Genomic DNA, 26,000 nt, shown 5'->3' on the forward strand with positions numbered 1-26,000 from the left:
GGGCCGCGAGAGGCGGCGGCCTGATCATTTCCGCTTTTTATTGTAGATACGGCTCTTGCCCTCCGGCTGCTTCCGGAAGCGCTTGTACTCCCACTGGTACTGTTCCGGCGCCTCGGCGATGCAGGCCTCGACGCCGCGGTTCATCGCCGCCAGGGACACCTTCTGCTCTTCGCTGTAGATGGCCTGCTCGGCGGGCAGGAACACCAGCTCGAAGCCGCCCTCGACCCGCTTGCCGAAACCGAACACGCAGCGGCAGCCGGTGCGCTGCAGCAGGTTGTGAGCCAGGGTCATGGTCAGTGCCGGCCGGCCGAAGAAGGGCGCGAAGTCGCCGCCCATATCCGGCTCCTGGTCCGGCAGCACCATAACGATATCGCCGGCCTTCAGGGCCTTCAGCAGCGCGCGCACGCCGTGCATATTGGTCGGTACCATAGTCACGCCGGTGGCCTCGCGGCCGGCGCGGATGATCGGGTCCAGCGCGGCGATTTTCGGCGGCGCATAGAGGGCGGTGGCCGGCCCCAGCGTGGCCAGGTACATACCGAAGATCTCCCAGTTGCCGGTGTGCGGCATCAGCACCAGCACGCCGCGCCCCTCCTCGACACCGTCGCACAGCAGCTGCTGGTTGCGCACCCGCACTATCTCGTCCTCGCTGCGACTCCAGGGCTGGCGCCAGATGCTGGCCACCTCGAAGCCGGTCATGGCCGTGTGCACGACACTTTCCCGCGCCAGCCTCTCCCTCTCCCGTGGGTCCATGGCCGGGTAACAGAGCTCCAGGTTGATGCGGCTGATGCGCAGGCTGTCGCCGCGGGCGAGCACCGCGATACGGCCGAACAGCCGGCCCAGGCGGCGGGACCAGCGCAGTGACAGTCTGCCCACGAGTTTCAGTGCGGCGGCCGCGAGGCGCCCTTTGATATCCAATGCGACGACTTCCCCATACAGATTTGAATACGGCAGGCCCAAGTATGGCCATTCAATCGCCCCTGTGCGGCCGTGGCGCCTTTAGTGCGCAACCCGCTGCCGCTATAATTGCGTCCCTTTGCCCCCAGTCAGCAAAAAACACAAGCACATACTGATCCGGAGATAGCGGTGTCCAAGCAATACGACCTCAGCACCTTCCAGGGCCTGATCTTTGCCCTGCAGGATTACTGGGCGCGCCAGGGGTGCGTCATTCTACAGCCTCTGGATATGGAAGTGGGTGCCGGCACCTTCCACCCGGCCACCTTCCTGCGCGCGGTGGGTCCCGAGACCTGGAACGCCGCCTATGTGCAGCCCTGCCGCCGACCGACCGACGGCCGCTACGGCGAAAACCCCAACCGCCTGCAGCACTACTACCAGTACCAGGTGGTGATGAAGCCGTCCCCGGACAATATCCAGGAGCTCTACCTGGACAGCCTGCGCGCGATGGGCGTGGATCCGGCCGTGCACGACATCCGCTTCGTCGAGGACAACTGGGAGTCCCCGACCCTGGGCGCCTGGGGTCTCGGCTGGGAAGTGTGGCTGAACGGCATGGAGGTGACCCAGTTCACCTACTTCCAGCAGGTGGGCGGCCTGGAGTGCTTCCCGGTCACAGGCGAGATCACCTACGGTCTGGAGCGCATCGCGATGTACCTGCAGGGAGTGGAATCCATCTACGACCTGGTGTGGACCCGCAACCCGGACGGCAGCCCGGTCACCTACGGCGACGTCTTCCACCAGAACGAGGTGGAGATGTCCCACTACAACTTCGAGCATGCGGACGTGGAGTTCCTGTTCGCGACCTTCGATCACTGCGAGCGCGAGAGCGGCCGCCTGATCGAGCTGGGCCTGCCACTGCCCGCCTACGAGCAGGTCATGAAGGCCTCCCACGCGTTCAACCTGTTGGACGCGCGCCACGCGATATCCGTAACCGAGCGCCAGCGCTATATCCTGCGCGTGCGCACCCTGGCCCGTTCCGTTGCCCAGGCCTACTACGATGCGCGCCGCGCCCTCGGCTTCCCGCTGGCGGCGGAGGCCATTCGCAAAGAGATACTGGCGGAAGAAGTCGCACAAGAGGAGAAGCAGTAATGGCGCAGGATTTTCTGGTAGAGCTGGGCACCGAGGAGCTGCCGCCGAAAGCGCTGCACAAGCTGATGGACGCCTTCGCCGACGGCATAGCCCAGGGCCTGAAGGCCGCCGAGCTGGAATTCGGCGAAGTGAAGGCCTACGCCGCGCCGCGGCGCCTGGCGGTGGCCGTGTCCGGCCTGGCAGAGAAACAGCAGGACAAGCAGATCGAGAAACTCGGCCCGGCCGTGGCCGCCGCCTTCGACAAGGACGGCAAACCGAGCAAGGCCGCCGAGGGCTTCGCGCGCAGTAACGGCGTGACCGTCGAAGAGCTGGCCCGCAAGCAGACCGACAAGGGCGAGCGCCTGGCCTTCGTCAGCGAACAGAAGGGCGCCGCCACCGAGACGCTGCTGCCGGGAATCGTCGAGAAGTCCCTGGCGCAGCTGCCGATCCCGAAACGCATGCGCTGGGGGGCGCGCCGCGAGGAGTTCGTGCGCCCGGTGCACTGGCTGCTGATGCTGTTCGGCAACAGGGTCGTCGACGGCGAGGTGCTGGGCCTCCCGGCCGGCAACACCAGCCGCGGCCACCGCTTCCACTGCAACCGCGAACTGGAAATCCACTCCGCCAATGACTATGTGCAGCAGCTGCGCGAGCCGGGCTATGTGATCGCCGACTGGGACGCCCGCCGCGAGATGATCCGCGAGCAGGTGATGGCCGAGGCCAACAACGTCAACGGCGAGGCGGTGATAGACGAGGATCTGCTCGATGAAGTCACCGCGCTGGTGGAGTGGCCGGTGGCGCTGACCGGCCGCTTCGAGGAGCGCTTCCTGGAGGTACCGGCGGAGGCACTGATCTCGTCGATGAAGGAACACCAGAAGTACTTTCACGTGGTGGACCAGGACGGCCAGCTGCTGCCCTACTTCATCACCGTATCCAATATCGAGAGCCGGGACCCGGCCCAGGTGATCCACGGCAACGAGCGGGTGATACGCCCGCGCCTCGCCGACGCCGCCTTCTTCTTCGAAACCGACAAGAAGACCAGCCTCGAATCCCGGCGCGAGAAACTGAAGCAGATCGTCTTCCAGCAGCACCTGGGCTCCGTCTACGACAAGACCGAGCGGGTGGCCGCGCTCGCCCGCGCCATCGCCGAGAAAACCGGCGCCAACACCGGCTGGGCCGAGCGCGCCGGCCTGCTGTGCAAGTCGGACCTGGTCACCGAGATGGTGTTCGAGTTCCCGGACCTGCAGGGTATCGCCGGCTACTACTACGCCGAGAACGACGGCGAGCCGCTGGACGTGGCCAAGGCCATGTACGAACAGTACATGCCCAAGTTCGCCGGCGACGAACTGCCGAAGAGCGAAACCGGCACGGCGGTGGCGCTGGCGGACCGCCTCGATACCCTGGTCGGCATCTTCGGCATAGGCCAGCCGCCCTCCGGCTCCCGCGATCCCTTCGCGCTGCGCCGCGCCAGCCTCGGCGTTATCCGCATACTGGTGGAAAAGAGAATCGACCTGGACCTGCGCGAACTGCTGGAACTGGCCCGCGACCACTACCCGCGCACCGCGCTGGGCGAGTACAACACCGTGGTCGAACAGACGCTCACCTATATTCTGGAGCGCTTCCGCGCCCGCTACGAGGATCAGGGTATCGCCGCCGAGGTGTTTATGGCCGTGGCCGCGCGCAAGCTGTCGCGCCCGCTGGATATCGACAACCGCGTACACGCGGTGCACGCCTTCAGCCAGCTGCCGGAGGCAGAGGCACTGGCCGCGGCCAACAAGCGCGTATCCAATATCCTGGCCAAACTCGAGGGCGCCGTGCCGCACACAGTCGACGAGAGCCTGCTGCGGGAGGATGCGGAGAAGGCCCTCTACGCGGCGGTGCAGGTGGCGCGCACCGAGGTGGAGCCACTGTATCAGGAGGCGATGTTCGCCGAGGGCCTGGCCGGCCTCGCCGGCCTGCGCGAGACGGTGGACAGCTTCTTCGATCATGTCATGGTCATGGCCGACGACGAGAAGCTGCGCGACAACCGCCTGGCGCTGCTGGCGCAGCTGCGCGCGCTCTTCCTCGAGGTGGCGGATATCTCACTGCTGGTACCGGCAAAATAAGAATTGTTGGGCGGATAAGCGCAGCGCATCCGCCCGACTGAAACCCCAATCGGTGGATGCGCTGTGCTTATCCACCCTACTTTTTCCAGTTGGCTCAAATGGCAATTATCGTGCTGGACCGGGACGGGGTCATCAACGCCGACTCCGACGGCTACGTAAAATCCGCCGACGAGTGGATCCCCCTGCCCGGCTCCATCGAGGCCATGGCCGAACTGAGCCGTGCCGGCCACCAACTGGTGATCGCCACCAACCAGAGCGGCCTGGCGCTCGGTCTGTTCGACCTCGACGACCTGGAAGCCATGCACGCGAAGATGCGCGCACTGGTCGAGGACGCGGGCGGCGAAATCGCGGCCATCTTCTACTGCCCCCACAGCGACACCGACAATTGCCGCTGCCGCAAACCCAAGCCCGGGCTGCTGGATGCGATAGAGGCGGAGTTCGATACCAGCCTGCACGGCAGCTATATGGTCGGCGACAAACTCAAGGACCTGCAAGCGGCACTGGCAAAAGGCTGCAAACCGGTGCTGGTAAAGACCGGCGCCGGTGCGCAGACGCTGCAGCAGCTGATCAGCGAGCCGGACGAGCGCCTGGCCGACACGGCGGTGTTCGACGACCTGGCGCAGTTCGCGGATTTCCTTCTACAGTCCTCCTGACCCGCTCGCCTTTCGTCCACTGGATCCCACAAACCTGCCAACAAAACCATTACCGCGCCATTCGATTGAATTGCGCGTCCCGGTGCTTTAAAAGCGAGTTTCAGGAAATGAAGTTCCGCCACCTGCTATTAATTTGTACCAGATAGCCGGCGGAGGAAGGGTTGAAGGATCAGACCCGCAGTACCCCGGCGCGCCATCCATCTCCAGGCAGGCCCCGCGGATAGTCCCGTCTTTTGATCGCTTCCACTCCTGCAAAAACAATCGAATAAAGATGGGACATCCAACATGAGAATAACGGTAGTTTCGACATTGATTGCCGGCCTGCTGCTGTCGTTTGCCAGCGCCGCGGATCCCGGCAGGGGGACACTGAAACCCGACCTCAATAGAGACAGAAAGGTCTATATCGTCCGGCTGGCGGAGCAACCGCTGGCCGCCTACGGCGGCCATATCCCCGGCCTTGCGGCGACCAAGCCGCGCGCCAGTCGCAAGCTGGATCCGCAGAGCAGCCAGTACCGCAACTACGCGGATTTTCTCAAGTCGCGGCGCGATCAGGTGCTCTCCTCTGTGCCCGGCGCGCGCAAGATTCACGAGTACAAGGTCGCCTTTAACGGCTTCGCCGCGCTGATGAGCAGCAAGGAAGCCGAGATACTGCGCGCGCGCAAGGATGTGCTCGGTGTCTGGGAAGACGAGCTGCTGAAACCGCAGACGGACTCCACCCGCGACTTCCTCGGTCTGACCGGTATCCTCGGCCCGTGGATGTGGGGCATCACCGGCGAGGATGTGGTGATCGGCGTGATCGACAGCGGCATTCACCCGGAGCACCCGAGCCTGGCGGATGTGCCGACGCCGAAGCGCGGCGACCGCGGGCGCGAGGTGCCGTTCGGGCCTGTACCCGAGCACTTCGTCGGCGAGGGCTGCGACTTCGGCAACGCCGACTTCAACCCGGCGGACGCGCCTTTTACCTGCAACAACAAGCTGATCAAGGCGCAGTCCTTCTCCGAATCCTTCCTGACGGTGAACACCCTGGCCGACTACGAATTCCTGTCCGCGCGGGATGCGGACGGCCACGGCACCCACACCGCCACCACCGCCGGCGGCAACTACGGCGTCGAGGGCCCGAACGGCGGCATCTTGAGCGGCATGGCACCGCGCGCGCGGGTGGCCGTGTACAAGGTGTGTTGGGACGCGCCGGACCCGGATGACAGCGGCTGCTTTTCCTCCGACTCCATGGCCGCCATCGACCAGGCGGTGGCCGACGGCGTCGACGTGATCAACTTCTCCGTCGGCGGCAGCAGCACCAGCTTCAACGGCCCGGACGATATCGCCTTCCTGTTCGCCGCCGACGCCGGCGTCTTCGTCTCTGTGTCCGCCGGCAACAGCGGCCCGGGTTCCGAGACCATCGGCACCCCGTCCGGCGTGCCCTGGGTCACCTCGGTGGCTGCCGCCGAGGACGACCAGAACTTCGGCACCGGCCTGCAGCTGGACGCGCCGGCGGATATCGCCGCCACCTACGAGGGGCTGGAGGGCAGCGGTCCCGTGCAGCTGGCCGACGTCGGCGCCATTTCCGGCGCCGTCGTGGCGGCGGAGCCGCTCAACGCCTGCGGGCCGCTGAGCAACGGAGAGGCAATGGACGGACAAATAGCCCTGGTGGTGCGCGGCGCCTGTGCCTTCAGCGACAAGTACAACAACGCCGCCGCGGCCGGTGCCCGCGCGATAGTGGTCTACAACGACGGCACGGCACCCGACCGCATGGATCCGATCGTGATGTCGGCGCCGGATACGACTATTCCCGGCATTATGATCCGCCACCCGGACGGCGAGCTGATCGCGGCCAGCGGCGACAGCGCCGGCACCCTGAGCCCGGAGATCCAGGTGGCGCGGGTAGACCGCATCACCGGCTTCTCGTCCCGCGGCGCCAACGCCGGCGCGCCGGACATTATCAAGCCGGATCTGGCCGCACCCGGCGTCGGCATCATCGCCGGCACCTCGCCGGTCTCCAGCGGCGGCAGCCTCTTCGCGTCCCTGAGCGGCACCTCGATGGCCAGCCCCCATGTGGCCGGGGTTATGGCGCTGTTGAAACAGGTGCACCCGGACTGGACTCCGGCGATGGCCAAGTCGGCGCTGATGACCACCGCGCGCACCGGCCTGCGCAAGTCCTTCGGACCACAGGCGGCCGATCCCTTCGATATGGGCGCCGGCGCCGTGAACCCGGGCGCAGCCTTTTTGCCCGGCCTGGTCTACGACGCGGGTCTGGAGGATTATTTCGCCTTCCTCTGTGGCGCGGAAAAGCAGCCGCAGCTGATCGACCCGGCCACCTGCAGCCAGCTGGAAGCAAGCGGTTTCTCCACCGATTCCAGCGACCTGAACCTGGCCTCGATCGGTATCGCCGAGCTGGCCGGCAGCCAGACGGTCACGCGCAGGGTCACCAGCGTCGCGCGCGGCACCAAGTGGTACTGGGTGTCGGTGGAGGCGCCGCGGGGTGTGCGGGTGGATGTGCACCCCAGGGTGCTGCGCCTGAAACGGGGCGAGAGCGCCAGCTATCGGGTCACCTTTACCGCGACCGACAGCGCGGCACTGGGTGACTGGGCCTTCGGCGCCCTGACCTGGCACTCGCTGGGCAGTCGCTACCAGGTGCGCAGCCCGATCGCCGTGCGCCCGGTGCCCATCGCCGCGCCGGCGGAACTGAGCGGGAGCGGCAGCGACGGTTCGCTCAGCTTCGAGGTTCAGTTCGGCTACAGCGGCGACTATCAGTTGCAGGTGAACGGTCTCGCCGAGGGCACCCCCTATGCGGGAACCGTGGAGGACGGTGACAACACGCTGATCTTCTTCGATGTACCCGAGGGCACCAGCCTCGCGCGGGTGGCGCTGTTCGACGCGGACGTGGGCGCCGGCGACGGTTCCGACGACCTGGACCTGCAGGTGTACGGCCCGGCGCCGGACTTCCCGCTGGTGGGCAGCAGCGGCTCGCCCACGTCGGCGGAGGCGGTGACCATGCGCAACCCACAGCCCGGCCAGTATGCGGTCTTCGTGATCGACTACGCCTCGGCGGCCGGCCCGACGCCCTACACCCTGTTCAACTTCAACCTGACCGGCGACCGCGGCAACACCATCCTGAGCGCGCCACCGGCGGCACTGGTGGGTGAGAGCGGCAGCGTCTCCCTCGAGTGGATGGGACTGGCGCCCGGCGTCCGCGCCCTGGGCCTGCTCGGCCACGGCGACGGTGAGCAGATCTTTGCCGAAACCGAGGTGATGGTGAATACGCGGTAGTTATTCACCGACAGACGGATCGATAGCGGCACAGGGATGTGCCGTCGACAGAAATACCTGGGGAACCTCCACTGCCATCTTGCGGTGTCTGCGGGGGTTTAGAGCGCCTCCGCCCACAGGTCGTACTCGTCGGCGTGGGTCACGCGCGCGCGTATCCTGTCGCCGGGCGCGAGCGACGTCTCGCCGTTCAGGTAGACGGCGCCGTCGATTTCCGGCGCATCGGCCCAGGAGCGGCCGATCGCGCCCTCCTCGTCCACCTCGTCGATCAGCACTTCGATTTCCGTGCCTATTTTGCGCTGCAGGCGCGCGGCGCTGATCTTCTGCTGGTGGGCCATAAAGCGCTCCCAGCGCTCCTGCTTCACCTCCTCCGGCACAGCGCCCTCCAGTTCGTTGGCCGGCGCGCCGTCCACCGGCGAGTACTTGAAGCAGCCAACGCGGTCCAGCTGCGCCTCGCTCAACCAGTCGAGCAGGTACTGGAAATCCTCCTCGGTCTCGCCGGGGAAACCGACGATAAAGGTGGAGCGGATCGTCAGCTCCGGACATATCTCGCGCCACTTCCCGATCCGCGCCAGGGTCCTGTCCTCGAAGGCCGGGCGCTTCATCGCCTTCAGTATCTTGGGGCTGGCGTGCTGGAACGGGATATCCAGATACGGCAGCAGCTTGCCCGCGGCCATCAGCGGAATCACGTCGTCCACATTCGGATAGGGGTACACATAGTGGAGCCGCACCCAGACCCCCATGGACGACAGCGCCTCGCAGAGCTCCAGCATGCGCGTCTTGACCGGGCGGCCGTCCCAGAAGTCCAGCTTGTACTTCAGATCCACACCGTAGGCGCTGGTATCCTGGGAGATCACCAGCAGTTCCCGCACCCCGGACTTGACCAGCCGCTCCGCCTCGCCCAGCACCTCGCCCACCGGGCGGCTGACCAGCTTGCCGCGCATACTCGGGATAATGCAGAAGCTGCAGCTGTGGTTGCAGCCCTCGGAGATCTTCAGATAGGCGTAGTGGCGCGGCGTCAGCTTGATACCCTGGGGCGGCACCAGGTCGACGAAGGGATCGTGTTCCACTTTGGGCGGCACCACTTCATGTACCGCGTTGACCACCTGCTCGTACTGCTGCGGGCCTGTGACCGCCAGCACGCTCGGGTGCACCTCGCGGATACGCTCCTCCTCCACGCCCATGCAGCCGGTGACTATGACCCGGCCGTTCTCGGCGATGGCCTCGCCGATCGCGTCCAGGGACTCCGCCTTGGCGCTGTCGATAAAGCCGCAGGTGTTGACCACAACCACATCGGCGTCTTCATAGGTCGGCACCAGCTGGTAGCCCTCGGTGCGCAGCTGGGTCAGGATGCGCTCCGAATCCACGGTGGCCTTGGGGCAGCCTAGGGAAACGAAACCGACTTTTGGCGTGTTGCTGGACATGCAGGGCTCCCGGGTGTTGCGCTCAGTTTTGATTAAAAAGCGGGCAATTCTAACGGCGCCGCCGGCGCTTGGAAAGGCGTGCAGCGCAGCGCGACCGCGCGCCAGCGATCGGCTATAACTTGACCTGCGGCCCTCGAGGCGCACAATTGCCGCCCCAGCCATGAGGTCCATTGGAGAAAGCCATTTGTCGGAACTGATACTGAACCGCGGCGCCGAGCGCCGCCTGAAACGCGGCCACCTGTGGATCTACAGCAACGAGGTGGACACCGGGCGCTCGCCGCTGAAGGGTATAGAACCCGGCAGCCAGTGCCGGATACTGGACAGCCAGGGCAAGCCGCTGGGCACCGCCTTCGTGAATCCGGGCCAGCTGATCTGCGGCCGCCTGGTATCCCGCGGCCCCGAACTCGACGCGGCGCTGCTGAGTGAGCGCTTGCAGACCGCTCTGGCGATGCGCGAGCGCTATTTCACGCATCCCAGTTACCGGCTGGTATACGGCGACTCCGACTGGCTGCCGGGACTGGTCGTGGACCGCTTCGGCGATTACCTGGTGGTGCAGGTCAGCAACTGGGGTATGGAGAGGCTGCTGCCGCAACTGGTGGATGCACTGGTGGCACAGGTGAAGCCGAAGGGCATACTGCTGCGCAACGACCACCAGGGCCGCGGCCTCGAGGAGATGCCGCTGGTCAACGAGGTGGTCCACGGCGAGGTGCCGGAAATGGCGCCCTTCGAGGAGAACGGCGTGCCGCTGCTGGCGCCGGTGCACGCCGGGCAGAAGACCGGCTGGTTCTACGATCACCGCGACAACCGCGCGCGGCTGAACGGCTGGGTCAAAGGCCGCAAGGTGCTGGACCTGTTTTCCTACGCCGGCGGCTGGGGTGTGCAGGCCCTGGCCCATGGCGCCGACAGCGTCACCTGCGTGGACGCGTCGCAGCAGGCGCTGGACTGGTGTCGCGCCAACGCCGCACACAACCGCGTCGCCGACAGGCTGCAGACGCGGCGCGGCAAGGCGCTGGATGTGATGAAGGCGCTGCTGGCCGACGGTGAGAAGTTCGACATAGTGGTGCTGGACCCGCCGGCCTTTATCAAGCGGCGCAAGGACCACAAAGCCGGGCTTGCCGCCTACCGTCACATCAACGAACTGGCAATGCGCCTGCTGGCGGCGGACGGCCTGTTGGTCAGCGCCTCCTGCTCTATGCACCTGCCCGCGGACGAACTGCTCGACTGCGTGCGCGGCGCCGCGCACCGTCTGGGCCGCCCGGCGGCGCTGCTGACCAGCGGCGGCCAGGGGGCGGATCACCCGGTGCACCCGGCGATCCCGGAGACGCGCTACCTGAAGGCGCACTTTGTGCATTTGGGCAAGGGTGGATAAATGGGCCGCTCCCACCGGGCACAAAAAAGGCCGCGGGTTTTGCCCGCGGCCTTTTTCGTTTGCCGATAGCGACCGGGATCAGAAGACGAATTTCATCCCCAGTGTCGCGGTGCGCGGGCGGTTGGCGCGGGCACCGTCCGAGTCGCGGGTGACTATGGCCTGCTCGTCGAACAGGTTGTCCACCTTCAGGTAGCCGCTCAGCTCCTCGCTGAAGTCGTAGTGGGCGGCCACATCCCAGACCCACAGGGACTCGGTGTAGTCGAACTGGTCGGTGCCGCCGCGGTTGCAGTCGGTGTTGACGCACATCTCGTCCTGGTAGGCCGCAGTCAGATTGACGCGCCAGGCGGCGCCGCTGTCCAGACCGGCGGTCAGCGCGAACACATTCTCCGGCAGGTAGGCGAAGTTGTCCCCGGCCCTGAGGCCGGAACCATCGATGGCGACTGTGTCGCTGTCCTCGGTGATCTCCGCGTCTGTATAGGTGTAGCTGGCGCGCAGCGGCAGGGACCAGCCGTTGGCGAGTGCCCACTCACTGCCGAAGGAGGCCTCGAAGCCCTTGATCTCCGCCTCGCCCAACTGGAAGGTGCCGCTGTCGGCGCCGTTCGGGCAGCGGACCGCGACGGAGCAGTTCTGCACCGCATTCTCATAGTCGCTCAGGAAGGCGATCAGCTCGCCGTACAGGCTGCCGTTATTGAAGCGCGCGCCCCACTCGTAGTTGGTGGACAGTTCGGCACCCTCGCCCTCTTTGGCGCCCGCGTCTCTGGGCGCGAAGCCGCGGTGTACGCCGGCCAGCAGGCTCCACTGTTCATTGACGTCGTAGACCAGACCCAGGCCCGGCAGCCATTCGTCCACCTGGTTGGAGCGGAAGCTGCCGTCGACGGTGCGCTCCGGATCGTCGTAGCGCTGCTGCTCCGTCTCCACGTCCTCGTAGCGCAGCGCCGCGGTCAGCGTCAGCTTCTCGGTCATCTGGATATTGTCGTAAATAAACAGGGAAGTGGCGTCCGCCTCTTCGACGCGGTTGTTGCTGCCGGTGGGCAGGGACTTGTCGACGAAGACCAGCTGGCCGTCGATCTGCCGGAAGTTCTCCACCGGCTGGTAGCGGTCCACCTCGTCCCAGTGACGGCGCAGGCCGACGGTCAGGTCGTGATTGATGCCGCCGGTGGCCAGCTGCCAGTCGGCGCTGATCTGCAGGCCGCGGGCCTCGTAGGTGCGGTTGTTGTGCTTGATACCGAAATCGTAGTCCTGCTCGCCGTCCAGCACCGCCTGGGCGTCGGCGTCGCCAGCGTTGGCCGCGTCGATCAGGCTGCCCAGGCTCACCTTGAACCAGTCGCGCTGGAACTTGTTGTAGTAGGCCTGGGTGTTCAGCGCGAAGCTGTCGCTCAGCTGGATGCGGTGGTTCAGCTGCACCGCACTGTGGCGGTTCTGCATCTCGTCCAGCGCGCTGATGCCGTAGCGGCGGTTCGGATCCCTGTCGAAATCGGCATCGGTCAGGCCCAGGTAGCTCATGCCGGACTCCTCTTCGGAGTACTGCAGCTTGATATCCAGCTGCTGGCGGTAGGTCGCATCGGCGCCGGAGTTAATGCGCCCCTTCAGCAGGTAGTCCTCCTTGGCGATATCGGCGCTGTCGGCGCGGTCGATATCGCGGAAGCCGTCCGCCTGCTGCTGGTGGGTCTCCAGCAGCCAGCCGGTGGTATCGGTGCTGGCGCCGTAGTAGCTGTGCAGACGGGTCTCACCGAACTGGCCGGCTTCCAGCTGCACCACGCCCGCAGCCGCCTGTGGAATCGGCGTACTCAGCATATTGACCGCACCGCCGACGGTGAAGGGGCCGTATTTCAGCGTGCCCGGGCCCTTCAGCACCTCGATGCTGTCCAGGCGGCCGGCGGTCGGGAAGTAGTAGGCCTCGGGCGCGGCGTAGGGTGCCGGGGCGATCAGCACGCCGTCTTCCATCAGCGAGATCTTGCCGGAACGGTGGCCGTCGGCACCGCGGATACCGATATTCGGGCGCAGGCCGTAGCCGTCCTCCTCGGTGATATAGACACCGGGTACCGAGCGCAGCATGCGGTTGATATCGACGAACTCGAACTTGGCCAGATCCTCGGCATCGACCAGGTGCGCCGAGCCGGGCAGATCGGAGATGGCCTCGGCGTCGCCGATCACGGAAATGGTCTCCAGGCGCGCGTCGCGCTCTTCGGCCAGGGCCGGAGCGGCCATTGCCGCGGTCAGGGCGAGGGCCAGTGGGGACAGGGAAAGACGCTTCATGAATCCTCCGTGGATGAATAATTAGCGCTTATTTGATTGCAGTTTTTAATGAGAATGATTGTATTTTACCGGCAAATAGATTTTTTGCATTACAAATCTTTACGATTTTTCGCTCCGACTCCCGGCCCGCGCTGCTGTGACCGCCGTTGGGATCCCCGTTTTCATCGCACTAGCATTGTGTGCAAGTATTCACTCAGGGTGCAGCGATGATCCGAACCGCGAGCCGGCACGAGATAGAAAGACTGCAACAACTTTGGCTGCACAGCGCGGCCAGTGCCCACCCCTCCCTGCCCCGGGCTTACTGGCAGAAGCGCAGCGCCGACTTCCGCCGCGCCTGCGCCGGCGCGGATCTGTGCCTGGTGTTCCGCGAGGCGGAAGACCAGCCGGCGCACGCCTTTGTCGCGGTGACCGATGGCGACTGGCTGCGCTTCCTCTGTGTCAGCCCACTGGTGGCCGGCCGCGGCGTCGGCAGCGCTCTTCTGGACGCAGCCAGGCGCGGCAGACCGCAGCTGCAGGCCGCCGTGCTGCAGGAGAACCTCGGCGCGCGCTACTTTCTGCAGCAGCGGGGTTTCGTGGAAGTGGAGCGACGGGAGTCCGTCGAAGCGGGGCAGGCGGAACTGCATATGTGCTGCGGTGCCGTCGAAACGGCCGCGAAATACTTATAACTGAATCTTATTGATTGACTTCTTTTTATTGTTTCTAACGCCAGAATGATCGGAGTAGCATGCAGTCTCTACACCGACTGATAGCCAAGAGTGATATGGGATATTCCGCCGCCAATACCGCCATGCAGCCCTACCCGGCGCGCACCTTCCACCACGGTGCCGACCTGGAGGCGCTGAACCAGCGCTTCAGAGACGCGAAGCCCAGTGAAATCATGCGCTTCACCGTCGAACACGCGGAGAAGCCGGTGGTCTTTACCAACTTCCGCCCGCTCGCGGTCGCGTTTCTACACCTGATCACCCGCGTCAAGCCGGATATCCCGGTGATCTGGGTCGACCACGGCTACAACACGCCGGAGACCTACCGCCATATCGAACGGCTGATCAAGCAGTTCGACCTGAACCTGCACACCTATTCGCCGAAGATGTCCGCGGCCCATTTCAACGCCGTCTACGGCGGCATACCGCCGCTGGATACGCCGGAGCACGATTTCTTCTCCCGCACTGTGAAACTGGAGCCCTTCAACCGCGCGATGCAGGAGCTGAAACCGGACGTGTGGCTGAACGGTATCCGCCACGACCAGAACGCGCACCGCAAGAACCTGGATATCTTCACCAAGGGCAACCACGGCACCATCCGCGTCGCGCCCATGTTCCACCTGACGGAGCTGGACGTCGAGGAGTATGTCTACGAGCACGACCTGCCGGACAACGATATCTACTTCGACCCCACCAAGGGCGAGGAGCACCGGGAGTGCGGGCTGCTGCTGGAGAAGTGATTGTCCAAGCCTTCAGATAACAAAACGGCCGCATCAGCGGCCGTTTTTGCTTTGGGGTATTGGCTGGCGGGCACAGAATCCGCTTGCCGAGCTGGGCCCCCGCTTAGACGTCCAGGTTCTCCACCGCCAGCGCATTGCTCTCGATAAAGTCCCGGCGCGGTTCCACCTGGTCGCCCATCAGCGTGGTGAAGATCTGGTCCGCGGCGATCGCGTCTTCGACGGTCACCTGCAGCATGCGGCGGCTCTCCGGATTCATCGTGGTCTCCCACAGCTGCTCCGGGTTCATCTCGCCGAGGCCCTTGTAGCGCTGTATGCCGTAGCCGCGGCGGCTCTCGTTCATCAGCCACTCCAGGGCCTCGGGGAAGCTGGCGACCGGCTGCTGCTTGTCGCCGCGCTGCACATAGGCGCCCTCTTCCAGCAGATCCACCATCTTCTCGCCCAGGGCGCAGATGGCGCGGTATTCGGCGGACTCGAAGAACTCGTGATTGATCAGGTAGTCGCTGCCGACGCCGTGGGCGACGACGTGGATATGGGGCAGATAGAGGCCGCGCTCGGTGTTCTCCTGCACGCTGACCTGGTGGCGGCGGCCGCCGCCGTTGCCCTCTTCCGCCAGCTTCTCCTGCAGCTGCGCGCACCAGGACTCCATTTTTTCCTTCGACTGCAGATCGGCCTGGGCCAGGCTCGGCAGGTAGATCATGCTGCGCAGCACCTCCTCCGGGTAGAGGCGCGACAGCCGGTCTACGGTGGCCAGCACGGCGCGGTATTCGCCCACCAGATTCTCCAGGGATTCCCCGGCCAGCGGCGGCGCATCCGGATTGACGAACAGGCTGGCGCCCTCCAGAGCCGCGTTGGTCAGGAACTGGGTCAGGGCCGCCTCGTCCTTCAGGTACTGCTCCTGCTTGCCCTTGCTGATCTTGTACAGCGGCGGCTGGGCGATATAGATATGGCCGCGTTCGATCAGCTCCGGCATCTGGCGGAAGAAGAAGGTCAGCAGCAGGGTGCGGATATGGGCGCCGTCCACGTCGGCGTCGGTCATGATGATAATGTAGTGGTAGCGCAGCTTGTCCGGGTCGAACTCGCTCTTGCCGATACCGCAGCCCAGCGCGGTGATCAGCGTCCCCACCTCGGCGCTGGACAGCATCTTGTCGAAGCGCGCCTTCTCCACATTCAGAATCTTGCCCTTCAGCGGCAGTATCGCCTGGGTGCGGCGGTCGCGGCCCTGCTTGGCGGAGCCACCGGCGGAGTCACCCTCCACCAGGTAGAGTTCGGATTTGGCCGGATCCTTCTCCTGGCAGTCCGCCAGTTTTCCGGGCAGGCCGGCGATATCCAGCGCGCCCTTGCGCCGGGTCATCTCGCGGGCCTTGCGCGCGGCCTCGCGGGCGCGGGCGGCATCGATCATCTTGCCGACCACCGCCTTGGCATCCTGGGGGTTTTCCAGCAGATAGTCGTTGAAGTGCTGCCCCATCTCCTGCTCCACCGCCGGCTTCACCTCGGAAGACACCAGCTTGTCCTTGGTCTGGGAGGAGAATTTCGGGTCCGGCACCTTGACCGAGATAATCGCGGTCAGTCCCTCGCGGGCATCGTCGCCGGTGGTGCTGACCTTGTCCTTCTTGCCCACCCCTTCCCTCTCGATGTAGTTGTTCAGACCGCGGGTCAGCGCGGCGCGGAAGCCGGCCAGGTGGGTGCCCCCGTCGCGCTGGGGGATATTGTTGGTGTAGCAGAAGATGTTTTCCTGGAAGCTGTCGTTCCACTGCAGCGCCACTTCCACCGCAATGCCGTCCTCGCGCTGGCTCTGGAAGTGCAGCACCTTGTTGATCGGCGTCTTGTTCTGGTTCAGGAACTCGACGAAGGCGCGCAGGCCGCCCTCGTATTCGTAGACCTCCTCCTTGCCGCTGCGCTCGTCCTTCAGGACGATGCGCACACCGGAGTTCAGGAAGGACAGCTCGCGCAGGCGCTTGGCCAGCACATCGAAGTGGAATTCGATATTGGAGAAGGTGTCCGCAGACGGCTTGAAGTGCACCGTGGTGCCGGTGCTGTCGGTGTCGCCGACGACACTCAGCGGCGCCTGGGGCACGCCGTGGCGGTAGACCTGCTCGTGCACCTTGCCGCCGCGGCGGATGGTCAGTTTCAACTCCTCGGACAGGGCGTTAACCACTGACACGCCGACACCGTGCAGGCCGCCCGACACCTTGTAGGTGTTGTCGTCGAACTTACCGCCGGCGTGCAGCACCGTCATAATCACTTCCGCCGCCGAGACCCCCTCCTCCGGGTGCATCTCGGTCGGAATGCCGCGGCCGTTATCCGACACGGAGACAGACTCATCCGGGTGAATGGTCACGCGAATCTCGTCGCAGTGGCCCGCCAGCGCCTCATCGATGGAGTTGTCCACCACTTCGAACACCATATGGTGCAGACCGGTGCCGTCGTCGGTATCGCCGATATACATACCGGGGCGCTTGCGCACCGCGTCCAGACCTTTCAGCACCTTGATACTGCTGGAGTCATAGCTCTGCTGCTCTGACATTTACTCGCTCCATTCCAACTCAATTAGCGGCCGAGGGGTCGGCGCCGATACACCCATGTTCCACGTGGAACACTTTTGGGCTGTTCCAGGGTGGGGGCAGCGTCAGCCAGGGACGACTGGTGGCCTCCACCTCAATTCCGGTCACCAGCACCTGGCTGGCGCAGCGGCTCACCCAGCGGGCGAACTGCCGTTGATTTTCCTGATCCAGTTCCGCCGGCAGGTCGTCGACGAGAAACACCGGCCTGCCCCTGTGGCGACAGACCAGCTCGGCCATCGCGGTGCGCAGCGCACAGACCAGCATCTTCTGTTGGCCGCGGGACAGGATACTGTGCGCCGACTCGCCGCCGACGCTGAAGCGCAGATCGGCTCTGTGGGGTCCGACACGGGTATGCCCCTGTGCCAGATCTCCGTCGCGGGATTCCCGCAGCGCCTCCGCCAGATCCAGCTCCCGGCGCCAGCCGCGCCGATAGGACACCTCGACCCGGGTCAGCGGCGACTCGGGAAGCTCCCGAACCAGGGCTGCCATCGCGGCACCCAGCTGCTCGAACAGCATCCGGCGCAACCGGTCCACGCGGTCGCCGCTGTCAGCGAGCCTCTGCTCCCAAACCGACAGCAAATCGGGGGCAATTTTACCACGTCGCAACAGCGCATTTCGCTGTCGCAGCGCGATTTGATAGCTTTTCCACTCCTGCGCGAAAGAATGTTCCACGTGGAACACAGCCCAGTCCAGGAGGCGGCGGCGCACGCCGGGGCCGCCGTCGAGCGCGGCGAAGCTGTCGCTGTTGATCACCTGCAGCGGCAGACAGCTGGCCAGCTGCGAGCTGGATTCCGCCGGCGCCCGGTTCACGCGGATGCGCCCGCCGCCATTGCTCAGGCGCTCGACACCGAGACTGTCGCCGCTGTCCAGCTCGCCGAACACGGTCAGGCCGGCCTCTCCGTCCTGAATCACAGACTTGTGTTGTCGGGAGCGAAAGGAGCGGCCGGTGGCGAGCATATGCACCGCCTCCAGCAGCGATGTCTTGCCGCTGCCGTTGGGGCCGCAGAAGAGATTCACACCGCCATCCAGCTGCAGATCGGCGGCGGCGATATTGCGGAAATGGGACAGCGCGAGGCGAGTCAGCGCCACTGGCGACCCTCCGTCACGCCCCCCAATGCGGGAGCAGGCGACATAAAACCCCAAGCCGATAAAAGAAACGCCATATCCCGGGATATGGCGCCTCTATCAATCAACGGAAATGCGTAACCGGCGGGCATCACAGCCGCATCGGCATAATGACATAGAGGGCATCGCCCTCCTCCGGCTGCTGCAGCAGCGCGCTGCTGTTCGCATCGGCCAGGCCGATGCGGATCTTGTCGCTGTGTATCGCACCGGTCACATCCAGCAGGTAGGAGACGTTAAAACCGATCTCCAGCGGCTCGCCGACATAGTCCACGACCAACTGCTCCTCCGCCTCCTCCTGCTCCGGGTTGTTGGCGACAATCTGCAGCAGTCCCTCGGAGACCTGCAGGCGCACGCCGCGGTATTTCTCGTTGGACAGGATGGCGGCGCGGGAGAAGGCCTGGCGCAGCGCCTGGCGGTCGGCGTAGATCTCATTGCCGGTGGCGCGCGGCAGCACCCGCTCGTAGTCCGGGAACTTGCCGTCCACCAGCTTGGAAGTGAAGGTGAACTGGCCGCTGATCACGCGGATATGATTGTTGCCGAGCACCACCTCCGCCTGGGCGTCGGTGTCTTCCAGCAGGCGCCCCAGCTCCAGCACGCCCTTGCGCGGGACTATCGCCTGGATCGGGGACTCGACATTCAGGCCCGGTGCGTCGCGATCGCACAGCGCCAGGCGGTGGCCGTCGGTGGCCACGGCGCGCAGCTGCTGCGGACGGCACTCCAGCAGCAGGCCGTTCAGGTAGTAGCGCACATCCTGCTGCGCCATCGCGAAGCCGGTGGCCTCTATCAGGCGGCGGATCTCGCGCTGGGAGATGGCAAAGCGGGTCTGGGCGCTGGTCTCCTCCTGATTCGGGAAGTCCGCCGCCGGCAGGGTCGACAGCTGGAAGCGGCTGCGGCCGCTGCGCAGCACCAGGCGCTCGCCGTCGCGCTCAAACTTCAACTCGGCGCCGTCGGGCAGGGAGCGGCAGATATCCAGCAGCTTGCGCGCCGGCACCGTGACCTCCCCTTCCATCTCCACGCCGTCCACCGGCAGGCGACCGACAATCTCCACCTCCAGATCGGTGCCGGTCAGGGACAGCTCCTGCCCCTGCAGTTGCATCAGCACATTGGCCAGAACCGGCAGCGTCTGGCGCTTCTCCACCACGCCGGCGACCAGCTGCAGCGGCTTCAAAAGGGCGTCCCGGCTCACATTGAATTTCATCGGTAGTTCCGCCTTACTTTGTTATCAATCAATCGGTTATTCGGTTAAGTGGTCAGCGAGCGGGTCAGCAGTTTGACATCCTCGCGGATATCCGCGTCCGACTCCTGCAACTCGCGGATCTTGCGGCAGGCGTGCAGCACCGTGGTGTGGTCGCGCCCGCCGAAGGCGTCGCCGATCTCCGGCAGGCTGTGATTGGTCAGCTCCTTGGCCAGCGACATGGCTACCTGGCGCGGCCGCGCGACCGAGCGGCTGCGGCGCTTGGAGAGCAGATCCGCCACCTTGATCTTGTAGTACTCGGCCACGACCCGCTGGATATTGTCCACGCTGACCAGCCGGTCTTGCAATGCGAGCAGGTCTTTCAGCGCCTCGCGCACCAGCAGGTCGTCGATCGGGCGCCCGGTGAACTGGGCGTTGGCGATCACGCGGCGCAGCGCCCCCTCCAGTTCGCGCACATTGGAGCGAATGCGCTGGGCGATAAAGAAGGCGGAGTCGTGGGGCAGGTCGACACCCACCTGCTCCGCCTTCTTCATTAATATGGCCACCCGCGTCTCCAGCTCCGGCGGCTCCACGGCCACCGTCAGGCCCCAGCCGAAGCGGGACTTGAGGCGCTCCTCGAGGCCGTCGATCTCCTTCGGATAGCGGTCGCAGGTCAGGATGATCTGCTGGCCGCCCTCGAGCAGCGCATTGAAGGTGTGGAAGAACTCCTCCTGGGAGCGCTCCTTGCCGGCGAAGAACTGGATATCGTCGATCAGCAGCGCGTCGACGGAGCGGTAGTAGCGCTTGAAATCGCTGATCGCATTCAGCTGCAGCGCCTTGACCATATCGGCGACGAAGCGCTCCGAGTGCAGGTAGACGACCTTGGCGTTGGGGTTGCGCTCCAGCAGCGCGTTGCCCACCGCGTGCATCAGGTGGGTCTTGCCGAGGCCGACGCCGCCGTAAATAAAGAGCGGGTTGTAGGCGCCGCCGGGGTTGTCGGCGATCTGCTGCGCCGCGGCCAGGCCCAACTGGTTGGACTTACCCTCGACGAAAGACTTGAAGGTGAAATTGCGGTTCAGGGAGCTGCCGTGTTTGATGGCCCCCTCCACCTCCACATTGCGCGCCGGCTCCGGCGCCGGGCGCTGGCTGGGCGGGGAACGCAGGTCGGTCAGCGCCAGCTCGCCGCTGGTGACCTGCTCCGCCGCGCCCTCCTCGGCTGCGGCCGGGTGCGCCGGCGCGCGCGCCGCGCCAAAGCCCCCCACCGGGGCTGGCGGCGGGCTGGCGGCGGGGCGGGCCGCGGCGCGGCTGCGCTGAAAGCGCGCCGGGCGCCGCTCGGTGATATCCAGCACCACTTGCAGCGGCTGCTCGCCGGCAAACTGTTGCACCAGCTCGCGTATCCGGTTCAGAAACTTGTCTCCCACCCAGTCCAGCACAAAGCGGTTGGGCGCCAGCAGGCGCAGCTCCCCCGCGGCACTCGCCGGACTGACCCGCAGCGGCCGAATCCAGGTGTTGAACTGCTGCGACGGCAGTTCGTCCTGCAAACAGTCGGCGCACTGCTTCCAAACGGATTCAGACAAGAAACCCCCTAAAAACCCCAAAATAAAGAAGACCCCGGACGGGACGGCGAAGCCGGAACAGCACACACTCCGGGGCCGTCGACAGGTCGGGGGAGTATACCTTCGCACCGAAGGGTTATCCACAAGCGGCGTGGCAATTGTTGAAAAAAGTCCGGCGAAAAGTCCCGAACAATCAAAGGCTTGCACACTATTTGAGCAGGCGGCAAGACAGCGCCGGAGAAACTTATCCACAGGAGCTTGTGGATACCTTGGTATCAATCGGTGGGCAGGATGGAATACCGCTGCGGCCTCAATCACTTGGCCGGACTATCCTTGGGCTGCCCCTTTTTAGCCGCGCCCGGCGCGGCGAATTTTCACCGCCCTTCGCGTTGATTTCACTGGTGCCTTTCTATACAATCCGCCGCCTTCGCAGCGCATTGCTCCGACTGCGCCGGGTCACCACCGGCACCGGAGCGCGGCCGGGTCCGGCCCCGCGAAGGGGTGGCCCAAGATTTTCCGAATACAAAAGTCTCAGGTAGCAAGACAATGAAACGTACTTTCCAGCCCAGCAACTTGAAGCGCAAGCGCACCCACGGTTTCCGCGCCCGTATGGCAACCAAGAACGGCCGCAAGATCCTGGCCCGCCGTCGCGCCAAAGGTCGCAAAGTACTGTCTGCATAAGCCTGCTGCCGCCCGATCGGCGCAGTCCCGCCCTATGCAACAGCCGCGCAGCGACTTCGGATTTGCCAAGCCGCTGCGCCTGCTCAACGCGGCGCAGTACCGTGCGGTCTTCACCGCCAAGCAACAGGTACGCGCCGCGCACCCCAACCTCCTGATCCTCGCCTGTCGCAACGATCTCGGCCACCCGCGCCTGGGGCTGGTTATCGCCAAGAAGCACGTCCGCAACGCCACTGACCGCAACCGCATCAAGCGCATTGCCCGCGAGACCTTCCGCCTGCGCCAGCACGAGCTGCCGGCGGTGGACGCCGTGGTGCTGGCGCGCCCGGGTATCGCGGACCTGGACAAGGCCGCCCTGGCGAAACTCCTGAACAAGCTGTGGCGCAAACTGGCGAATCGGGCCCAGGCGCCGGGCGCCGGCGAAAGGCGCAAGCCATGACGCGGCTGGCCATTCGGCTGATCCACGTCTACCGCTACCTGGCCAGCCCCTGGGTCGGCAACCAGTGCCGCTTCTACCCCACCTGCTCCCATTATGCGGAAGAGGCATTAAAAACCCACGGATTCCTAAAAGGGGGTTATTTAAGCGCTCGCCGCCTTATAAAATGCCACCCCTGGCATCCCGGCGGCATGGATCCGGTTCCCCCCGCCCGACAAAAAGACACTTCTAGGTAACGAGATGGATTGGCAACGCTACACGCTGCTTGGCGGAATCGCCGCAGTTGTTCTGGCACTGATTTTCCAGTGGAACGAATTCAAAGAGCAGCACACGCCGGTACTGGACCGCGAAACCGTCGTGCGCAGCTCCGGCCAGGACAGCGCCGCCGCCGCGCCCGGCGCAGACGGCGACGTGCCGCAGCTGCAGGCCCAGGGTGCCGACGGCCAGCCGGCCGAGCGCCAGCTGATCAGCGTGACCACCGACGTCTTCGACCTGCTGATCGATCCCCGCGGCGGCGATATCGTCAAGGTCGCGCTGCGCCAATACGAAGAGGAACTGCACACGCCGGACCGCCCGCTGATACTGCTGAATCAGACCCGCGACCACACCTATATCGCGCAGAGCGGCCTGATCGGCAGGAACGGCACCGACAGCGCCGCCGGCCGCCCGCTGTTCCAGGTCGAGAAGACCCGCTACGCCCTCAGCGAGGGCCGCGATACCCTGACCGTCGACCTGACACTGAAGCATCAACAGGCCAATATCACCAAGCGCTTCACCTTCAAGCGCGGCGACTACCTGATCGATGTCTCCTACCTGGTGGACAACCAGGGGGCGACGCCCTGGTCCGCGGCCATGTTCGGCCAGATCAAACGCGACGACCGCGAGCCTCCAGTCGACACCGGCATAGGCGTGTCCCCCTTCCTCGGCGCGGCGCTGCACACCAGCGAGGAAAACTACTTCAAGCAGGATTTCGAGGAGATTGCCGAGAAGCCCACCCGCGTCAGCGTCGACGGCGGCTGGGTCGCGATGGTGCAGCACTACTTCCTCAGCGCCTGGATTCCGCCCCAGGAGGAGCGCAACACCTTCGAGCTGCGCCAGTTGTCGAACGGCCTGTTCCGCATGGGCTTCACCTCGCCGCAGGTGCAGATTCCGGCCGGCACCCAGGGTGAGCTGAGCGCCTCCTTCTACGCCGGGCCCAAGGATGTCTACCGCCTGGAGGAGATCTCCCCCTACCTGGACCTGACCGTCGATTACGGCTGGCTGTGGTGGATCGCCAAGCCGCTGTTCCGCGTGCTGCACTTTATCCAGGCGCATATCGTCAGCAACTGGGGCTGGGCGATCATACTGCTGACCGTGTTTATCAAGGCGCTGCTGTTCCCGCTGTCCGCGGCGGGCACCAAGTCCATGGCGCGCATGCGCAAATTCGCGCCGCAGATGAAGAAGCTGCAGGAGCAGTACAAGGACAACCGGCAGAAGCTGGCGGAGGAGACGATGAAGCTCTACCGCCGCGAGAAGATCAATCCGATGGGCGGCTGCCTGCCGATACTGCTGCAGATGCCGGTGTTTATCGCTCTCTACTGGATGCTGACGGAAACCGTCGAACTGCGCCACGCCCCGTGGATCCTGTGGATTCACGACCTCTCCGCCAAGGATCCCTACTTTATCCTGCCGGTGCTGATGGGCGCGTCCATGTGGTTTATGCAGAAGCTGAACCCGCAGCCGACGGATCCGACCCAGGCGCGCATCATGCAGCTGATGCCGGTGATGATGACCTTCTTCTTCCTCTGGTTCCCGGCCGGCCTGGTGCTCTACTGGATCGCGAACAACCTGATCACCATTGGGCAGACCTGGTATATCAACAAGCAGGTGGACGCCGGCAAGGTTTAGCGCCGTTCGGGCTTGGTGGCGGCGCCGCTACCGGGAGCTCTTTGCGAGACACGCCGTAAATGCGTCCCGGTAGGCTTGTCGGCGAGATCCCTCTCGCCGACAGTCTCGCAAAGAACTCCCGGCATCGGCGCCCTCGCATCGGGATGAGAAGCCAGAACAACCACAACAGAGGGCCGCAATCGCGGCCCTTTTGCGTTGGAGTAAACTCAACCAATGACTGCACAAAGCCTGGACAGAGACACCATCGCCGCCGTCGCTACCGCCCCCGGCCGCGGCGGCATCGGCATTATCCGCCTCTCGGGCCCCAGGGCCTTGGAGATTGCCCGCGCTATCTGCGGCGGGCGGCCGCTGAAACCGCGCCAGGCCCACTACCGGGATTTCTTTCACGGCGAGCAGCTGGTGGACCAGGGCATCGCGCTCTTCTTCCCCGGGCCCAACTCCTTTACCGGCGAGGATGTGGTCGAGCTGCAGGGACACGGCGGCCCGGTGATCCTCGACCAGCTGCTGCAGGCAACCATAGCGCTGGGCGCGCGCCACGCGCGGCCGGGGGAGTTCTCCGAGCGCGCCTTCCTGAACGACAAGATAGATCTGGCCCAGGCAGAGGCGATTGCGGACCTGATCGACGCCGGCAGCGCCCAGGCGGCGCGCAATGCGATGCGCTCGCTGCAGGGCGTATTCTCCGAAAAAATCGAAGACTTGGTCGAAAATCTCACGCATTTGCGTATCTATGTCGAAGCGTCCATCGATTTTCCGGAAGAGGAAATCGATTTTCTCGCCGACGGCAAGGTCGCGGCAGATCTGGCCGCGCTGCAGGCACAGCTGGCAGCGGTCGAGGCCCAGGCGCGCCAGGGCAGTATCCTGCGCGAGGGGATGCGGGTCGCGATCGCCGGCCGCCCCAACGCCGGCAAGTCCAGCCTGCTCAACGCGCTGGCCGGGCGCGACGCGGCAATCGTCACCGATATCGCCGGCACCACCCGGGACATACTGCGCGAACAGATCGATATCGACGGCATGCCGCTGCAGTTCGCCGATACCGCCGGCCTGCGCGACGCGCCGGACAGGGTGGAACAAATCGGTATAGAGCGGGCGTGGGAGGAGATACGCCAGGCGGACCGGGTACTGCTGCTGGTGGACGCCCAGCAGGCCGGATCCCTGGATCCTGCGCGTGTCTGGCCCGAGTTCACCGCGCGGCTGCCGGACGCGGAACGCCTGACCCTGGTACTGAATAAGATCGATCTGACCGACTACAGCGCCGGTCTGCAGGCGCACACCGACGGCGTGCCGGTGGTCGCGATCAGCGCCAAGACGGGCGCCGGACTGGACGCGCTGAGAGAGCACCTGAAGCAGTGCATGGGCTACAGCTCTGCCTGCGAGGGCAACTTCAGCGCCCGCCGCCGCCACCTGGACGCCCTGGCCCGCGCCGCGGCCTTTCTCGAACAGGGCGCCGGCCAGTTGCACAGCAGCGGCGCCGGCGAGCTGCTGGCCGAGGATCTGCGCCAGGCGCAGCAGGCCCTGGGCGAAATCACCGGTGAATTCACCGCCGACGACCTGCTCGGCCGCATCTTCGGCAGCTTCTGTATCGGCAAGTAAAGCGGCCGCCCCCTCTCCTTCAATACCTATCGGCCGGCACCCGGATCACCGGGGCCGCCGCGCCCCTGCCCGCCCCTATGGCTGCGGATAACACCCGCTCGCGCGACTCCGTACCGGAAAACCCACCAGCAAACCACAAAAGTTGCGCACAGCTACTCACAGACTTATCCAGATCCGACTACTTATTCACAGCCGATCCCCGCCGGATTCAGAGAAGCGCCAACAGCCGCGCGCCGCAAACGGCCCCCTGTGGGCAAAAGCGGGGGTAACCGGAAGGAAATCCGCGCAACAAAGCGGGTATAACTGCGGCAGCCGCCGAGGCGCGGCAGACTTATCCCGTCTTTCCACAGCCGCCTACCGCCCTTGCCCCCCGCCCGGCAAAGGGGTTATCAGCAGCCAGTGACACAATATAAGTCTTTGAATTTCTTGGCTTTTTCTGACTTATACAAAAAAAACCGGAGCCTA

General features: G+C 65.1%; 19 protein-coding genes. 12 read left to right on the forward strand and 7 right to left on the reverse strand.

Annotation, left to right across the window (positions count from 1 at the left end; translation table 11 throughout):
* Nucleotides 1-24: 24 nt before the first annotated feature.
* Complete coding sequence (locus ACXAF3_RS00745; RefSeq protein WP_475110388.1) at nucleotides 25-915, reverse strand: lysophospholipid acyltransferase family protein; 891 nt, start codon at nucleotides 913-915, stop codon at nucleotides 25-27.
* A 168-nt stretch (nucleotides 916-1,083) separates the two neighbouring features.
* Between ACXAF3_RS00745 and glyQ the strand changes: the two genes are divergently transcribed.
* From glyQ to ACXAF3_RS00765, 4 genes are all read left to right on the forward strand, one after another.
* A complete protein-coding gene (gene glyQ, locus ACXAF3_RS00750; protein WP_475110389.1) occupies nucleotides 1,084-2,040 on the forward strand; it encodes a glycine--tRNA ligase subunit alpha in 957 nt (318 codons plus the stop codon).
* The gene (gene glyS, locus ACXAF3_RS00755) at nucleotides 2,040-4,121 is read left to right on the forward strand and encodes a glycine--tRNA ligase subunit beta (protein ID WP_475110390.1); all 2,082 of its coding nucleotides are present in this window, start codon (nucleotides 2,040-2,042) and stop codon (nucleotides 4,119-4,121) included. Before glyQ ends, glyS begins: the two co-directional genes overlap by 1 nt.
* Nucleotides 4,122-4,219: 98 nt before the next feature.
* Nucleotides 4,220-4,774, forward strand: a complete 555-nt coding sequence (gene gmhB / locus ACXAF3_RS00760; protein WP_475110391.1) for a D-glycero-beta-D-manno-heptose 1,7-bisphosphate 7-phosphatase — start codon at nucleotides 4,220-4,222, stop codon at nucleotides 4,772-4,774.
* A gap of 285 nt (nucleotides 4,775-5,059) precedes the next feature.
* On the forward strand, nucleotides 5,060-8,041 hold the full coding sequence (locus tag ACXAF3_RS00765; RefSeq protein WP_475110392.1) for a S8 family serine peptidase: 2,982 nt from the start codon (nucleotides 5,060-5,062) through the stop codon (nucleotides 8,039-8,041).
* 98 nt (nucleotides 8,042-8,139) lie between these two features.
* On the opposite strand, the gene rimO is transcribed toward ACXAF3_RS00765, so the two are convergent.
* Nucleotides 8,140-9,462, reverse strand: coding sequence for a 30S ribosomal protein S12 methylthiotransferase RimO (gene rimO / locus ACXAF3_RS00770; RefSeq protein ID WP_475110393.1), 1,323 nt, complete (start codon nucleotides 9,460-9,462; stop codon nucleotides 8,140-8,142).
* 184 nt (nucleotides 9,463-9,646) lie between these two features.
* Here rimO and ACXAF3_RS00775 point away from each other — a divergent pair, with 184 nt between their 5' ends.
* Nucleotides 9,647-10,831: a class I SAM-dependent rRNA methyltransferase gene (locus ACXAF3_RS00775; protein ID WP_475110394.1), complete on the forward strand. Its 1,185-nt coding sequence runs from the start codon at nucleotides 9,647-9,649 to the stop codon at nucleotides 10,829-10,831.
* 78 nt (nucleotides 10,832-10,909) lie between these two features.
* Here ACXAF3_RS00775 and ACXAF3_RS00780 read toward each other — a convergent pair whose 3' ends face one another.
* Nucleotides 10,910-13,087, reverse strand: a complete 2,178-nt coding sequence (locus ACXAF3_RS00780) for a TonB-dependent receptor family protein (protein WP_475110395.1) — start codon at nucleotides 13,085-13,087, stop codon at nucleotides 10,910-10,912.
* Between the two features lie 206 nt (nucleotides 13,088-13,293).
* Here ACXAF3_RS00780 and ACXAF3_RS00785 point away from each other — a divergent pair, with 206 nt between their 5' ends.
* Together ACXAF3_RS00785 and ACXAF3_RS00790 are read left to right on the forward strand one after the other, a co-directional pair.
* The gene (locus ACXAF3_RS00785; protein ID WP_475110396.1) at nucleotides 13,294-13,752 is read left to right on the forward strand and encodes a GNAT family N-acetyltransferase; all 459 of its coding nucleotides are present in this window, start codon (nucleotides 13,294-13,296) and stop codon (nucleotides 13,750-13,752) included.
* 95 nt (nucleotides 13,753-13,847) lie between these two features.
* On the forward strand, nucleotides 13,848-14,528 hold the full coding sequence (locus ACXAF3_RS00790; RefSeq protein WP_475110397.1) for a phosphoadenosine phosphosulfate reductase domain-containing protein: 681 nt from the start codon (nucleotides 13,848-13,850) through the stop codon (nucleotides 14,526-14,528).
* Nucleotides 14,529-14,631: 103 nt separating this feature from the next.
* On the opposite strand, the gene gyrB is transcribed toward ACXAF3_RS00790, so the two are convergent.
* The 4 genes from gyrB to dnaA all read right to left on the reverse strand — a co-directional run bounded on the left by gyrB (nucleotide 14,632) and on the right by dnaA (nucleotide 20,965).
* On the reverse strand, nucleotides 14,632-17,052 hold the full coding sequence (gene gyrB, locus ACXAF3_RS00795; protein WP_475110398.1) for a DNA topoisomerase (ATP-hydrolyzing) subunit B: 2,421 nt from the start codon (nucleotides 17,050-17,052) through the stop codon (nucleotides 14,632-14,634).
* A gap of 19 nt (nucleotides 17,053-17,071) precedes the next feature.
* Nucleotides 17,072-18,178: a DNA replication/repair protein RecF gene (gene recF / locus ACXAF3_RS00800; RefSeq protein ID WP_475110399.1), complete on the reverse strand. Its 1,107-nt coding sequence runs from the start codon at nucleotides 18,176-18,178 to the stop codon at nucleotides 17,072-17,074.
* A gap of 127 nt (nucleotides 18,179-18,305) precedes the next feature.
* Nucleotides 18,306-19,412 (reverse strand): DNA polymerase III subunit beta, encoded by a 1,107-nt coding sequence (dnaN, locus tag ACXAF3_RS00805; RefSeq protein ID WP_475110400.1) that lies wholly within the window; start codon nucleotides 19,410-19,412, stop codon nucleotides 18,306-18,308.
* Nucleotides 19,413-19,456: 44 nt separating this feature from the next.
* The gene (gene dnaA, locus ACXAF3_RS00810) at nucleotides 19,457-20,965 is read right to left on the reverse strand and encodes a chromosomal replication initiator protein DnaA (RefSeq protein WP_475110401.1); all 1,509 of its coding nucleotides are present in this window, start codon (nucleotides 20,963-20,965) and stop codon (nucleotides 19,457-19,459) included.
* Nucleotides 20,966-21,490: 525 nt separating this feature from the next.
* On the opposite strand from dnaA, the gene rpmH reads away from it, so the two are divergent.
* From rpmH to mnmE, 5 genes are all read left to right on the forward strand, one after another.
* Complete coding sequence (rpmH, locus tag ACXAF3_RS00815) at nucleotides 21,491-21,625, forward strand: 50S ribosomal protein L34 (protein WP_020413885.1); 135 nt, start codon at nucleotides 21,491-21,493, stop codon at nucleotides 21,623-21,625.
* A gap of 34 nt (nucleotides 21,626-21,659) precedes the next feature.
* Entirely contained in the window at nucleotides 21,660-22,061 is a 402-nt protein-coding gene (rnpA, locus tag ACXAF3_RS00820; protein WP_475110402.1) for a ribonuclease P protein component, read from the forward strand.
* Nucleotides 22,058-22,294 (forward strand): membrane protein insertion efficiency factor YidD, encoded by a 237-nt coding sequence (gene yidD, locus ACXAF3_RS00825; protein WP_475110403.1) that lies wholly within the window; start codon nucleotides 22,058-22,060, stop codon nucleotides 22,292-22,294. Before rnpA ends, yidD begins: the two co-directional genes overlap by 4 nt.
* 4 nt (nucleotides 22,295-22,298) lie before the next feature.
* Nucleotides 22,299-23,945, forward strand: a complete 1,647-nt coding sequence (gene yidC, locus ACXAF3_RS00830) for a membrane protein insertase YidC (RefSeq protein ID WP_475110404.1) — start codon at nucleotides 22,299-22,301, stop codon at nucleotides 23,943-23,945.
* 213 nt (nucleotides 23,946-24,158) lie between these two features.
* Complete coding sequence (gene mnmE, locus ACXAF3_RS00835) at nucleotides 24,159-25,535, forward strand: tRNA uridine-5-carboxymethylaminomethyl(34) synthesis GTPase MnmE (RefSeq protein WP_475110405.1); 1,377 nt, start codon at nucleotides 24,159-24,161, stop codon at nucleotides 25,533-25,535.
* Nucleotides 25,536-26,000: the final 465 nt, after the last annotated feature.

The organism is Microbulbifer sp. ABF4_143, assembly GCF_056160225.1.